This window comes from Streptomyces boninensis (assembly GCF_048572725.1).
In the GTDB taxonomy this organism is placed as follows: Bacteria; Actinomycetota; Actinomycetes; order Streptomycetales; family Streptomycetaceae; genus Streptomyces; species Streptomyces boninensis.
Genome location: NZ_CP183837.1, coordinates 301,774 through 314,870, shown reverse-complemented (window position 1 = coordinate 314,870; position 13,097 = coordinate 301,774). Strand labels below are relative to the sequence as shown.

The window sequence follows — 13,097 nt, the reverse complement described above, 5'->3', positions numbered from 1 at the left end:
CCGTTTCCGGTGCTGCTGGAGCTGCCTGCGGATGATCTCAAAGCGGGGTGGCAGGTATAACTGCGCCATGGCACCACGCGCGCAGACCCGGGAGCGGCTCGTCGACGCGGGCCTGCGGCTGCTTGAGGAGGCGGGCCCCGAGAGCCTGTCCGCGCGCAAGGTCTGCGCGGAGATCGGCGCTTCCAGCATGGCGATTTACACCTACTTCGGCGGTATGGCCGGGTTGTACGAGGCGTTGACGCTGGAGGCGTTCGCGCGCTTCGACGAGCGGCTGGCCGAGGCGCCGCGGACGGCCGATCCGGTGCAGGACATCTTCGCCTTCGGCCTGGCGTACCGCGACTATGCGCTCGCCTATCCGCAGCGGTACCGCCTGATGTTCGGCGCCACCGCGCCCGGCGCGGGCCAGCCGCCGGTCCACGACCTGACGGCCGAGCGCACGGCCAGCCCGGTCCCGGTCGCCAACGCCTCGTTCGAGCAGGTCGTCACCCTGGTCCGCCGCACCGTCGCGGCCGGGCGGATACGCGACGACGTGGATCCGAGCGCGGTCGGCGGGCAGCTGTGGACCTTGGTGCACGGCTTTGTGCTGCTGGAGGTCAGCGGCTGGTTCGGCTACGACGGCCGGGGGGTCTTCGACGTCCTTGCCCCGCACTGCGTCAACCTCCTCGTCGGCCTCGGCGACGACCGGGAGGCGACCGAGCGCGCGATGATCGCCGCCGCTCCCGACCCGGCGACCTTCCGGACGCCGGCCCGGCCGGCCCCCGCACCCCGGCGCGTCAGACGCGGGCCGCGCCCCCGTAGGACGGAGTGATCCGATGCCGCCACAACATGACATTGTTATGCCCGCCACCGTACATGGGTTACCGTGCCCGCGGGCGCGGAGAGGGGGAACGCGATGAGCGGGAGCGCCACCTACGCGGCCGGCGTCGCCTTCGTGCTCAGCCGGGCGCGCCTGGAGGCGCAGCAGGGCCGGGCGGGCGCGGTGGAGCCGGACCATCTGTTGGTGGGGCTCGGGTCGCTGTGCCGCCGCGACCTGGACGAGATGCTCGGGCGCCGCGGGCTGCCCGCCGCCGAGCGCGCGTCTGTGGCGGCCGATGCCGCGCGGGTACGGGAGCGCTTCGACGCCGCCGGGGTGACGCCGCGCGAGCTGCGCCGCAGCCTGCGCGAGGCGCTCGCCGCGGGCGGCCCCGGCACGAGCGGGGTGCCACCCCGCAGCCGCGCCGCCCGCCGCGTCTTCACCCGCGCCGCCGAGCGGTCGGGCCCCGAGACGGTGACCGCGGTGGACCTGCTGCGGGCGGCGCTGGAGGGCCTGACGCCCGTCGCGCTCAAGGTGCTTGCGGGGTACGGGATCACCGACCCGCAGGCCGCCTTCTTTCCCGGCAAAGACGGGGATGCGGACAGCGAGACCCCGTACCTCGACCGCTTCGGCCGCGACCTCACCGCCCTCGCCCGCGCCGGCAAGCTCCCGCCGCTCATCGGCCGCGGCCCCGAACTGCGCGCCCTCGCCCGCGTCCTGGTCCGCCAGCGCAAGGCGAACGCGGTCCTCGTCGGCCACGCGGGCACCGGCAAGACCGGCCTGGTCGAGGGCCTCGCCGGGCGGCTGGCCGCCGACGGCGCGCCCGCGGAGCTGGCCCAAGTCCGTATCGTCGAGCTGTCCATGTCCGCGCTGCTGGCGGGCGCGGCGAATCGCGGCGACTTCGAGGAGCGGCTGCAGCAGGTCCTCGCCGAGGCCCGCCGCTCGCCCGAGGTGATCCTCTTCATCGATGAACTGCACACCGTCCTGCATGCCGGCGGCCGCGGCGCCAGCGACGCCGCCAACATCCTCAAGCCCGCCCTCGCCCGCGGCGACCTACGCTGCATCGGCGCCACCACACCCGCCGAGTACCGCCGCGACATCGAGGACGACCCGGCGCTGCAGCGCCGCTTCGAAGTGATCCAGGTGGACGAGCCGACCCGCGCCGAGGCAGTCGACATCCTGGCCGGGCTGCGCGACTCGCTGGCCGCCCACCACGGCGTGGAGATCGCCGCGGAGGCGGCCGCCGCGGCCGTCGACCTGACCGTACGCCACCTGCCCGAGCAGCGGCTGCCCGACAAGGCCATCGACGCCCTCGACCAGGCCTGCGCAGCCGCCCGCATCCGCACCCTCAGCCCCGACCCGCAGCCGCCGGACGCCGATTCCGTACGCATCGGCGCGGACGAGGTCGCCGCCGCCGTCGCCGAGCGGGCCCGGCTGCCGCTGGCGCGGGTGGCGCAGGACGAGGCCGGGCGGCTGCTGGCGATGGAGGAGCACCTGAGCCGCCGGGTGATCGGCCAGAAGGAGGCGGTACGGGCCGTGGCCGAGGCCGTACGCACCGGCCGGTCGGGGCTGGGCGATCCGCGCCGCCCGGTCGGCGTGCTGCTCTTCGCCGGGCCGACCGGCACGGGGAAGACCGAACTGGCCAAGGCGCTGGCGGAGTTCCTCTTCGCGGACGAGCGGCGGCTGGTGCGCATCGACCTGTCCGAGTACAAGGAGCGGCACGCGGTCTCGCGGCTGCTGGGTGCTCCGCCCGGCTATGTCGGCCACGACGGTGAGGGGCAGCTCAGCGGCCCGCTGCGGGATCATCCGCACAGCGTGGTGCTCTTCGACGAGGTGGAGAAGGCGCATCCGGAGGTGCTCGACATCCTGCTGCAGATCTGCGACGAGGGGCAGCTGACGGATGCCCGCGGGCGGCGGGTGCCGTTCAACGAGAGCGTGGTCATCCTCACCACCAACCTCGGGGCGGCGGGCCCCGCGCCCGGCCCGCTCGGTTTCGCGGGCGCCGGTGAGCGCGCCGGGCCCCTCGACCGCGTCGGCAACGGCCGCATCATGGCCGCGCTGCACGAGGCGCTGCGGCCCGAACTCCTCGGCCGGATCCGCTCGATCGTGGTCTTCGACCCGCTGGACGAAGCCGCCCTCGACCAGGTCCTGGACAAGCTCCTCGACCAGGTCGGCGAGCGGCTGTCGGGCCGCCGCGTCGACCTCACCCTCACCGCCGCGGCCCGCCGGCTGCTGCTCCGCCACGGCGCCGGTGCCCGCGGCGGAGCCCGCGCGCTGGAGCAGGCCGTCGAGCGGCTGCTGGTCCAGCCACTCGGCCGGGCGCTGCTGGCGGGGGAGCTCGCCGACGGCGCCGCAGTACGGGCCGATGCCGACGGCACGCGGCTCGATTTCACCAACGCAGCGTCCGGAGGAGACCGATGACATCCCCTGCCACCGTCACCCTCACCCTCGTCAAGGGGCGCCTCGACCCCGGCAGTTACGTGTACGACGAGCGCACCTCATGCGTACTCGGCCGGTCCGCCGACTGCGAGCCCCGGGTGCCGGACGACCAGCACCACAAGACCGTCTCCCGCCACCACTGCCTGCTCGACATCAACCCGCCGGACATCCGCATCCGCGACTTCGGCAGCCTCAATGGCACGTACGTCAACGGCGAGAAGATCGGCCAGCGGCGCGCGGGCCTCACCCCCGAGCAGGCCGCGGCGGACTCGTACCCCGAACACGACCTGGCCGACGGCGACGAGATCCGGCTCGGCGAGACCGTGCTGCGGGTCGGCGTGTCCCGGCAGGCCACCCTCGTGCTCGCCCATTGCGCCAAATGCGGCCGGGAGGTGGGGGAGGCGGCCGGCGGGCGCGCGGGGGAGGTGCTGTGCGCGGCTTGCCAGGCCGAGCCCGCGGCGGTGCTGAAGCTGCTGCTCGAGCTGGCCCAGGACGGGCGGCAGGACCTGGCCTCGATCCGCGGCTATACCGTGATCCGCGAGCTGGGCCGCGGCGGCATGGGCGCCGTCTATCTCGCCCGGCACGAGTCGTCCGGCGCCGAGGTGGCGCTGAAGGTGATGCTGCCGAAGGTGGCGGCCAGCCCGACCGCGCGGGCCCGCTTCCTGCGCGAGGTGGCGCTCACCCGGGCGCTCGGGCATCCGCATGTCGCGTCGCTGCACGACGCCGGATTCGCGGGTGGCACCTTCTATCTGACCACCGAGTTCTGTACGGGCGGCAGCCTCGACCGGCTGCTGGCGAAGCGCGGCGGGCGGCTGCCGGTGGCGGAGGCCGTACGGATCGCGCTGCAGGCGCTCGAAGGGCTGGAACACGCCCACGAGCAAGGCGTGGTGCACCGCGACCTCAGCCCGTCCAACATCCTCCTGCACGAGGAGGCCGATGGCTCCCGCACCGCGAAGATCGCCGACTTCGGCATCGGGAAGGCCTTCGACCAGGCCGGGCTGAGCGGCCTCACCCGCACCGGGGCGACGGCGGGGAAGCCGACGTTCATGGCGCGCCAGCAGGTCATCAACTTCCGCAAGGCGGCGCCCGCCGTGGACGTGTGGGCGCTGGCGGCCTGCCTGTACCACTCGCTGACCGGGGCGCTGCCGCGCGAGTTCCCGCGCGGGAAGGACCCGTGGCATGTGGTCCTTCAGGAGCCCGCGATCCCGATCCGGCGGCGGGATCCGGGGATTCCGGAGGTGCTTGCCGAGGTCATCGACAAGGCGCTTGTCGAGCGTCCGGAGATCGGCTTCCAGACCGCGGGCGAGCTGCGCCGGGCGCTAAAGGGCGCACGTGCGGTATAGACGGGCCGGAGCGCTTTCGTCGGCAGGTGCGTAGCGGGCTTCCCGTACCGTCGCTAGCGTCCCGGGACATGGCATCCTCCCGGTCGGATATGTCCCGGAGATCTCTGCTCGCCGCCGGTGCCGGAGCGGCCGTGGCCGGACTGCTACCCGCGCCGTCCGCCGCCGCGGGCACCCGCCGGATCCCCGTCTCCCTCGCCTGGATGGACGGCTACCAGGACCCGGCCACGCCCGCCGGGCTGAACAAGGTGGGCGTGATGAGGACCGGTTACGCCACCGCCAGGAATGTCCTCGTCCTGAGCCCCGGCACCTCCGTCGGCGCCGCCTACTTCCTGCCCCTCGCCCGCGACATCGTCGCGCGGACCCGGGGCCGCTGGCAGGTCTGGGCGGTGGAGCGCCGCGAGAACCGGCTGGAGGACCACGCGCTGCTCGACGCCCTCAAGCTGGGCAAGGCCACCAACCAACAGGTCTTCGACTACTACCTCGGCTGGCTCACCAACCCCCGCATCACCGAGCACTTCCAGCCGGTGCCGGACGCCCAAGTCCCGTACGCACGCGGCTGGGGCATGAAGGTGACCGTCGAGGACCTGCACCGGGTCGTACGGGCCGCGGGACGACACGGCCGCAGGGTGGTGCTCGGCGGGCACTCCCTCGGCGGGTCGATCACCACCGCGTACGCCACCTGGGACTTCGGCGGCCGGCCGGGGGCGAAGGGCCTGGCCGGGCTGGTCTACATCGACGGCGGGAGCGACCCGCGGCCGGTGAGCGCGGAGCAGGCGCGGCAGTCGCTGGCCAGCCTCCAGGCCGGCACCCCGTGGCTGGCCTTCGGCGGGATCGGGGCGCCGTACCTCGGCCTGTTCTCCGCGACCGGCGCCCTCGGCGCGATCACCGACCCCGACGGCCCCTCGCTCGGCCAGGCCTTCCCGCTGCTGCCGGCGGACCTCAAGCCGCCGGTGCCGGCCACCAACGAGGCGCAGTTCGGCTACGCCGTGGACACTGAGACCTCGCCCGCCGCCCTCGTCGCCGCGCAGGCCCACGTGGGCCGGCTGGCCGCCGCCGGAGCACCGCGCGGCTGGGACCAGGCGGGCGAGCTCACCCCGATCCGGCGGTACGCGGAAATGCTGTCGGGCTACGGCGTCCAGGGCGTGGACGGAACGGCCTGGTACCACCCGCTGCGGCTGACCATCGACTCCGGCGCTGTCGCGGCCGGCAACGCCAACCCCGCCCAGGACGTGCTGGAACTGAAGTCCGTACACGGCCACCGCCTCGGCCGCCACCTGCCGATCTACGCCTTCGGCGCCGCCCTCGGCGGTCAACGGGTGCTCGACGCCGCCACCGTCCTGGCCACACAGTCGGGGATCCCGGACCGCGCCCTCACCCTCATAGAACGGGGAGCCACGTACGCCCACAACGACCCGAGCTCAGCAAGCCCCGGCACCAACGCCTTCCTGCACCACCTGCTGCCCTTCCTGTCCCGGATCAGCTCTCGCCCCAGAGCTCCGCGGCGGTCTCTACCAGCAGCCTGAGCTTGGCGACCTGCTCGTCGTACGTGAGGACATTGCCCTCGACCGTGGAGGAGAAGCCGCACTGCGGTGAGATGCACAGCTGGTCGGCGTCGACGTAGCGAGTGGCCTCTTCGACGCGGCGCTTGAGGGTGTCCTTGTTCTCCAGCGTGCCGCGCTTGGTGGTGACCAGGCCGAGGACGACCGTCTTGCCCTTGGGGACGAAGCGCAGTGGTTCGAAGCCGCCCGAGCGGTCGTCGTCGTACTCGAGGAAGAAGCCGTCCACGTCGAGCTCGGAGAAGAGCGCCTCGGCGACGAAGTCGTAGCCGCCTTCCGCGGCCCAGGAGGAGCGGAAGTTGCCGCGGCACATGTGGGTGGTGACGCTCAGAGAGTCCGGGCGGGCGGCGAGGGCGGCGTTGATCTGCTTGATGTAGCGCTCGTGCTGGTGCTCGGCGTCGCCGCCCTGTTCGGCGATCATCTGCCGCTGCCGCGGGTCGTTGAGGTAGGCGAGGCTGGTGTCGTCGAACTGCAGGTAGGTGCAGCCCAGGTCGGCCAGTCGGCGGACCTGCTCGGCGTACGCGGCGCTCAGGTCGGCCCAGAAGGGCTCCAGGTCCGGATAGACCTCGGGGTCGATGGCGGCCCGGCCGCCGCGGTAGTGGACCATGCTCGGCGACGGGATGGTGAGCTTGGGTACGTTGGCCGTGACCTGGTCCTGCACGTACCGGAAGGCGTCGGCGAAGATCGTCTCGTCCAGCCGGATCCGGTCGTGCACGCGCAGGGCGGCGGACTGGAAGTCCAGCTCGCCGTCCTCGTTGTAGAAGTGCACCGCGATCTTCTCGTCGGTGGGGCGGATGCCGCCGAGCTGGTAGATGAAGTCCATGTGCCAGGCGGTGCGCCGGAACTCGCCGTCGGTCGCGGACCGCAGCCCCACCTCCTCCTGCATGCGGACCACATCGCGGACGGCGTCGTCCTCCACCGCGCGCAGCTGCTCGGTGGAGATGTCGCCGCGGGCGTGCTCGTCCCGTGCCCGTAGGAGGCGCTCGGGGCGCAGCAGGCTGCCCACGTGATCGGCCCGGAACGGCGGTCGGTTGCGGACGGCCACGGGGGCTCCCTTCGACGCGGATGCTCAACAGCCCTACACCCGGCGGGTGCAGGCGGCAAGGGCGCGAGGCCCTCCGGTCACGTCCTGAGCGGTGCGGTCGACGCCCGGGTCACCAGGTCGGTGGCGAGTTCGATGTGGTGGGACTCGATCTTCTCGCCGTTGGCCAGGCGCAGGGCCGTACGCAGGGCGACGCCGCCCATCTCGCGCAGCGGCTGGCGGACGGTGGTGAGCGGCGGCGAGGCCATCCGGGCGAGATGCGTGTCGTCGAAGCCGACCACGCTGAGGTCCTCGGGGACCCGCAGGCCCCGGGTGCGGGCGGTCTCGAAGATGCCGAGGGCGATCTCGTCGTTGCCCGCGAAGATCGCCGTCGGCGGCTCCTCCAGGTCCAGCAGCGCCGCGGCGCCGAGCAGGCCTGTCCGGTACGTGAATTCGCCGTGTCGCACGTACGCGGCGGGGGTCGGCGCGCCTTCCGCCTCCAGTGCGGCGCGGTAGCCGTGCATGCGCGCCTGGTTGCAGACGGCCGCGGCGGGTCCGCCGAGATAGGCGACGCGACGGTGGCCGAGGGCGAGCAGGTGTTGCGTGGCGGCCAGGCCGCCGGCGAAGTTGGTCGCGCCGACGCTGTTGACCTCGCTGTGCGGCAGGTGCAGCGGGTCCAGTACGACCAGCGGCAGCCCGGCCCGGTTCAGCTCGTTCACATGCGCCGCGGTGTACCTGCTGGTGACCGCGATGAGGGCGCGGCGCCCGGCGGAGACCAGATCCCGGGCCCAGTGCGGGGCCGGGGCCGACTTGCTGATCACCACCGTGGCGCCCAGCTCGGCGGCGGCGTCGATGATGCCTTCGAGGGCCTCGGCCGAGTACGTCTTGAGGTCGCCGTTGAACTGCACCTCGATGGTCGGGCTCGCCGCGGGCTCGGTGTGGCGGTACACGGGCGCGAGGTACTGGTGCTGCCGCAGCAGCTCCTGCACCCGGATGCGGGTCCGCGGCGCCACGTCGCTGCGATCGTTGACCACTTTGGACACGGTCGCGATGGAGACGCCCGCCTCTCGGGCGATGGCCGCCAAGGTGGTGCGTCTAGCGTTCGGTGGCATCGGTCTCTTCCAGCTGTACGTCCACCGGTGTGGTGAGCCGTCGGTCGTGGCCGGCCACCCTGGTGGGACCGGTCAAACGTACGGTAACCCGGCAGGGGAGTTCGTCGGAGGACGTACCGACCAGCACCTCTACGTCTCCGGGCTCGACGATCCGCGTGAGGTCCCGGCCGGTGAACGCGGTCCGGTCGGCGTGCACGCTGAACCGCACCCGCGCGCTCGCCCCCGGCTCCAGCCGCACCTGGGCGAAGCCGGCCAGCTGCCGGACCGGCCGGGTCACCTGGGCCAGGACGTCACGCAGATACAGCTGGACGACCTCGCGGCCGGCCCGCGTGCCGGTGTTCCGCACCCGCACCGACACGGTGAACTCGCCGTCGGTCGGCACCTCGGTCGAGCTCACGTCCAGGTCGTCGACCTCGAATGTGGTGTAGGACCTGCCGTATCCGAAGGGGAACAGCGGCGTCGGGTCGACGCTGCTGATGCCATGGGTGTTCGCGCCGAGCGGCGGCTGGAGATACGTGCCGGGCTGACCGCCCGGACGGCGGGGGATCTGCACCGGCAGCTTGCCGGATGGCTGGACCCGGCCGGACAGCACCCCGGCGATCGCCGCCGCGCCCTCCTGGCCCGGCATGAACGCCTGGACCAGGCCGGCGGAGCGGGGCCGCACCTCGCCAAGGGCGTACGGGCGGCCGGAGACCACGATCACGACGACGGGGGTGCCGGTGGCGAAGAGCTCGGCGAGGAGGTCTGCCTGGACGCCCGGCAGCCGCAGGTCCTCGGCGTCGCAGCCTTCGCCGGAGGTGCCGTTGCCGAACAGGCCGGCGCGGTCGCCGACGACCGCGATGCATAGGTCGGACGAGCGGGCCGCCTCGGCTGCCGCGGCGAAGCCGGACCGGCTCGTGTCGCGTACGTCGCACCCCGGCTCGTAAACGATCTCGGTGTCCGGCAGCTCGCCGCGCAGGGCGTCCACGACGGTCGGCGCCGCGACGCCGAGGGGCAGGCCGGGGTGGCGGGGCAGGACGTGGTTGGGGAAGGCGTAACAGCCCATGAGGGTGCGGGAGTCGGCGGCGCACGGCCCCACCACGGCGACCCTGTCCGGAGCCGTGAGCCCGGATCCGAGCAGCGGCAGTGCGCTGCCCTCGTCGAGCAGCACGACGGACCGTTCGGCGAGCTCCCGGGCCAGGTCGCGGTTGTCCGGCGAGTCCAGGTCGGCCTTCTCGGCGTCGGCGACCGAGGCCTCGGGCGTCCAGCCGGGGTCGAGCAGCCCGAGCTCCACCTTCTGGGTCAGCAGGCGGCGCACCGCCCGGTCCACCAGGGATTCGGACAGCTCGCCCCGGTGGACCCGGTCTTCAAGGTGGCTGCCGAAGGCGAGGGTGTCGGGCAACTCCACGTCTATGCCCGCGCCGAGAGCCAGGACCCCCGCCTCGTCCGTGTCGGCCGCCACCCCGTGCATGCCGGCGAGGAAGGCGACCGCGCCGTAGTCGGAGACCACAGTGCCGGTGAAGCCCCAGTCGTCGCGCAGCAGGTCGGTCAGCAGCCAGGGGTCGGCGCCGGCCGGGACGCCGTCCAGGTCGGAGTAGGAGTTCATCACCGAACCGGCGCCGCCCACCGCGATCGCGGTCTCGAACGGCGGCAGGATGACATCCATCAGCTCTCGGCGGCCGATGGGCGCGGGGCCGTGGTTGCGGGCGGCACGGGACGCGGAGTACCCGGCGAAGTGCTTCAGGGTGGCGATGACGCCGGCGCCCTCCATGCCGGAGACATAGGCGGCGCCGAGCATCGAGACCACGTACGGATCCTCGCCCATGGTCTCCTCGACGCGGCCCCAGCGGTAGTCCCGGACCACGTCGAGGACCGGGGCGAGACCCTGGTGGACGCCGACCGACCGCATGTCCTGCCCGATCGCGGCGCCGAGCCGCCGCACCAGGTCCGGGTCGAATGTCGCGCCCCACGCGATGGCCGCGGGGTAGACCGTGGCGCCGTACGTGGTGAACCCGGTGAGGCACTCCTCGTGCACCAGCGCGGGTATGCCGAGGCGGGAGCCCTTGAGGACCGTGTGCTGCTGCTCGACCAGCTGGGCCGCGCCCTCCACCGCGGTCACCGGCCGGCTGCCGTACACCCGGGTCAGGTGGCCGAGACCGTGCCGGGCGGCCACTGCCAGCGGCACGCTTCCGGGCTCGGCGAAGACGTCCTCCAGCGGCGCCACTTGCGGCCGCTCGGCCTGACCTTCGCCGTTCTCGTCCGCCTGTCCCATGAAGTTGCCGAGCCAGCGGCTGCCGAGCTGCGCGACCTTCTCCGCCACCGTCATCTCGGCCAGCAGCGCCTCGACCCGGTCCCGCACGGGCAGCGCCGGATCCTGCCAGCGCGGCGTGACCTGGTCCGTCGTCGGGAGTGATTCAGCCGCAGACATTCACGTCCTCCTTCGAAACAGTTTCGAGAACCGCCCAGGGCTGCTCCCGTCCTCGCGTCGGCTTGATAGTACGTAGATATCCGTTGCACAACAATGCACTTCCGGATGTCTTGACAGCCGTGAACCCGAAACCTAACTTGCACTCACCCGATTCCTGAAGGCCCGATTTCGAAACAGTTTCGCGGAGGGCAATAATGGCGATCCCCCTCTCACGGCGTGCCCTCCTCGGCATGGCCGCCGGCGTCCCGGTCTCCGCGGCGCTCGCGGCCTGCGGCACGTCAGGACCCAGCAAGGGCGGCGGCGGTGGCGGTGGCGAGGCCACGTACTGGTACCTGAGCGGCCAGCCCCAGGAAGGCGTCAGGACCGGCGCCCTGGAGGCCTTCAACAAGGCCCACCCCAAGCAGAAGATCGACGGCACCACCTTCCAGAACGACGCGTACAAGACGAAGATCAAGACCGCCATCGGCGCCGGACAGGCTCCCACTCTGATCTGGGGCTGGGGCGGCGGGACGCTGCGCAGCTACGTGAAGGCGGGGCAGGTCGACGACCTCAGCTCGTGGTTCGACGAGCACCCGGAGGTCAGGAAGCGGCTGTTCCCGTCCTCGTTCGGCCCGGCGACCATCGAGGGCAAGGTCTGCGCGATGCCGTGCGAGACGGTGCAGCCGATCGTCCTCTACTACAACAAGAAGGTCTTCGACAAGGTCGGTGTGAAGCCGCCACAGTCCTGGGGCGACATCATGGACCTGGTGCCGAAGTTCAAGGCGAAGGACATAGCGCCGTTCGCCCTCGGCGGCCAGTCCCGGTGGACGAACATGATGTGGCTGGAGTTCCTCTTCGACCGCATCGGCGGCCCCGAGGTGTTCGCGGCCATCTTCGACGGCCAGAAGAACGCCTGGTCGGACCCGGCCGCCATCGACGCGCTGACCAAGGTGCAGGATCTGGTCAAGGCCGGCGGGTTCATCAAGGGCTTCTCCTCGATCACCGCGGACTCCAACGCCGACCAGGCGCTGCTGTACACCGGCAAGGCCGCGATGATGCTGCACGGCTCCTGGTCGTACGGCATCCAGAAGCACGACGGCGGCGACTTCGTCTCCGACGGCGGGCTCGGCTTCATCAACTTCCCGCCCGTCGACGGCGGGAAGGGCGACCCGAGCGACACCGTCGGCAACCCCGGCCAGTACCTGTCCATCTCCTCCAAGGCCAGCGCCGCGGAGAAGAAGATCGCCAAGGAATACTTCATCAAGGGCGTCCTCCAGCAGGCCGAGGTGAAGGCCTGGATCAAGAACGGGTCTGTCCCGCTCCTGCTGGGCACGGAGAAGCAGTTGGCCGCCTCCGATGACGCCGAGTTCCTGAAATTCACGTACGACATCGCCAGCAAGGCCAAGAACTTCGGCCAGTCCTGGGACCAGGCGCTCAGCCCGACGGCCGCCGAGACGCTGCTGGACAACATCGTCAAGCTCTTCCAGCTGTCCATCTCGCCGAAGAAGTTCGCCTCCAACCTCAATGCGGTCATCGGGAAATGAGCTCACTGACCCACCGTGCGCCCCGTAGCGGCCGGCGCGGCAGCATCCTGCCGTGGCTGGCCGCGCCGGCGCTGCTGTTCTTCATCGGCTTCGCCGTCATCCCGCTCGTCGGCGTCTTCGCGCTGAGCTTCACGACCTGGGACGGGATCGGCACCATCCACCCCTCCGGGTTCGACAGCTGGCGCGCGGTGCTCACCGACCCGGGGCTGCCGCACGCCCTGCTGGTGACGTTCGGGGTGATGGCCGCGTCATGGGCGTTCCAGACGCCGCTGAGCATTCTGTTCGGCACATTCATGGCCGGCCGCCAGCGCTACCGGGCCCTCCTCGGCGTGCTGTACTTCATCCCGCTGCTGCTCAGCTCGGCCGCGATCGCCGTCGCGTACAAGGCGCTGCTGAACCCCACCTTCGGGCTCGGCGCGGGCCTGGGTGTCGACTGGCTCAGCAAGGACTGGCTGGGGCGGCCGGGACTCGCCTTCGGTGTCGTCATCTTCACCGTCTCCTGGCAGTTCATCCCGTTCCACTCGCTGATCTACCAGGGCGGGGTGCAGCAGATTCCGGCGTCCCTGTACGAGGCCGCGCAGCTGGACGGCGCCGGGCGGGTGCGCCAGTTCTTCAGCATCACGCTGCCCGCGCTGAAATACACCATCATCACCTCGTCGACGCTGATGGTGGTCGGCTCGCTGACCTTCTTCGACCTGATCTACGTCCTCACCGAGGGCGGACCCGGGGACGCCACCCGGGTCCTCGCGCTCGACATGTACAAGCGGGGCTTCCAGGCCAACCTGATGGGTCCGGCCAGCGTCATCGCGACCATCCTCGTCCTGGTGGGGCTCGGTCTCGCCCTGCTGCTGCGCCGGCTCGGCGGCAAGGACGCCGCCGCAAGCCAGCTCGAGGGGGCCTGAC

The 13,097-nt window shown here is 72.0% G+C and carries 9 protein-coding genes; 6 read left to right on the top strand and 3 right to left on the bottom strand.

The genetic code is table 11. The features are described from left to right. Positions 1-67: 67 nt before the first annotated feature. The 4 genes from ACNNMR_RS01415 (at position 68) to ACNNMR_RS01400 (ending at position 6,098) form a co-directional block, all read left to right on the top strand. Complete coding sequence (locus ACNNMR_RS01415; RefSeq protein ID WP_419992619.1) at positions 68-808, top strand: TetR/AcrR family transcriptional regulator; 741 nt, start codon at positions 68-70, stop codon at positions 806-808. An 84-nt stretch (positions 809-892) separates the two neighbouring features. After that, a complete protein-coding gene (locus ACNNMR_RS01410) occupies positions 893-3,214 on the top strand; it encodes an AAA family ATPase (RefSeq protein ID WP_419992618.1) in 2,322 nt (773 codons plus the stop codon). Continuing rightward, positions 3,211-4,575 (top strand): protein kinase domain-containing protein, encoded by a 1,365-nt coding sequence (locus ACNNMR_RS01405; protein ID WP_419992617.1) that lies wholly within the window; start codon positions 3,211-3,213, stop codon positions 4,573-4,575. The genes ACNNMR_RS01410 and ACNNMR_RS01405 overlap by 4 nt, the downstream gene beginning before the upstream one ends. 131 nt (positions 4,576-4,706) lie before the next feature. Then, a complete protein-coding gene (locus ACNNMR_RS01400) occupies positions 4,707-6,098 on the top strand; it encodes a hypothetical protein (RefSeq protein WP_419992616.1) in 1,392 nt (463 codons plus the stop codon). Here the strand turns inward: ACNNMR_RS01400 and ACNNMR_RS01395 are convergent. The 3 genes from ACNNMR_RS01395 to ACNNMR_RS01385 form a co-directional block, all read right to left on the bottom strand. After that, complete coding sequence (locus ACNNMR_RS01395; protein WP_419992615.1) at positions 6,052-7,176, bottom strand: 5-methyltetrahydropteroyltriglutamate--homocysteine S-methyltransferase; 1,125 nt, start codon at positions 7,174-7,176, stop codon at positions 6,052-6,054. The two genes, ACNNMR_RS01400 and ACNNMR_RS01395, sit on opposite strands and share 47 nt — an antisense overlap. A gap of 77 nt (positions 7,177-7,253) precedes the next feature. Beyond that, a complete protein-coding gene (locus tag ACNNMR_RS01390; RefSeq protein WP_419992614.1) occupies positions 7,254-8,264 on the bottom strand; it encodes a LacI family DNA-binding transcriptional regulator in 1,011 nt (336 codons plus the stop codon). Then, complete coding sequence (locus ACNNMR_RS01385; RefSeq protein ID WP_419992613.1) at positions 8,248-10,671, bottom strand: glycoside hydrolase family 3 N-terminal domain-containing protein; 2,424 nt, start codon at positions 10,669-10,671, stop codon at positions 8,248-8,250. Before ACNNMR_RS01385 ends, ACNNMR_RS01390 begins: the two co-directional genes overlap by 17 nt. A gap of 200 nt (positions 10,672-10,871) precedes the next feature. Here ACNNMR_RS01385 and ACNNMR_RS01380 point away from each other — a divergent pair, with 200 nt between their 5' ends. Together ACNNMR_RS01380 and ACNNMR_RS01375 are read left to right on the top strand one after the other, a co-directional pair. Then, positions 10,872-12,194, top strand: coding sequence for an extracellular solute-binding protein (locus ACNNMR_RS01380; RefSeq protein ID WP_420000234.1), 1,323 nt, complete (start codon positions 10,872-10,874; stop codon positions 12,192-12,194). Next, positions 12,191-13,096, top strand: coding sequence for a carbohydrate ABC transporter permease (locus ACNNMR_RS01375; RefSeq protein WP_419992612.1), 906 nt, complete (start codon positions 12,191-12,193; stop codon positions 13,094-13,096). The genes ACNNMR_RS01380 and ACNNMR_RS01375 overlap by 4 nt, the downstream gene beginning before the upstream one ends. Position 13,097: the final 1 nt, after the last annotated feature.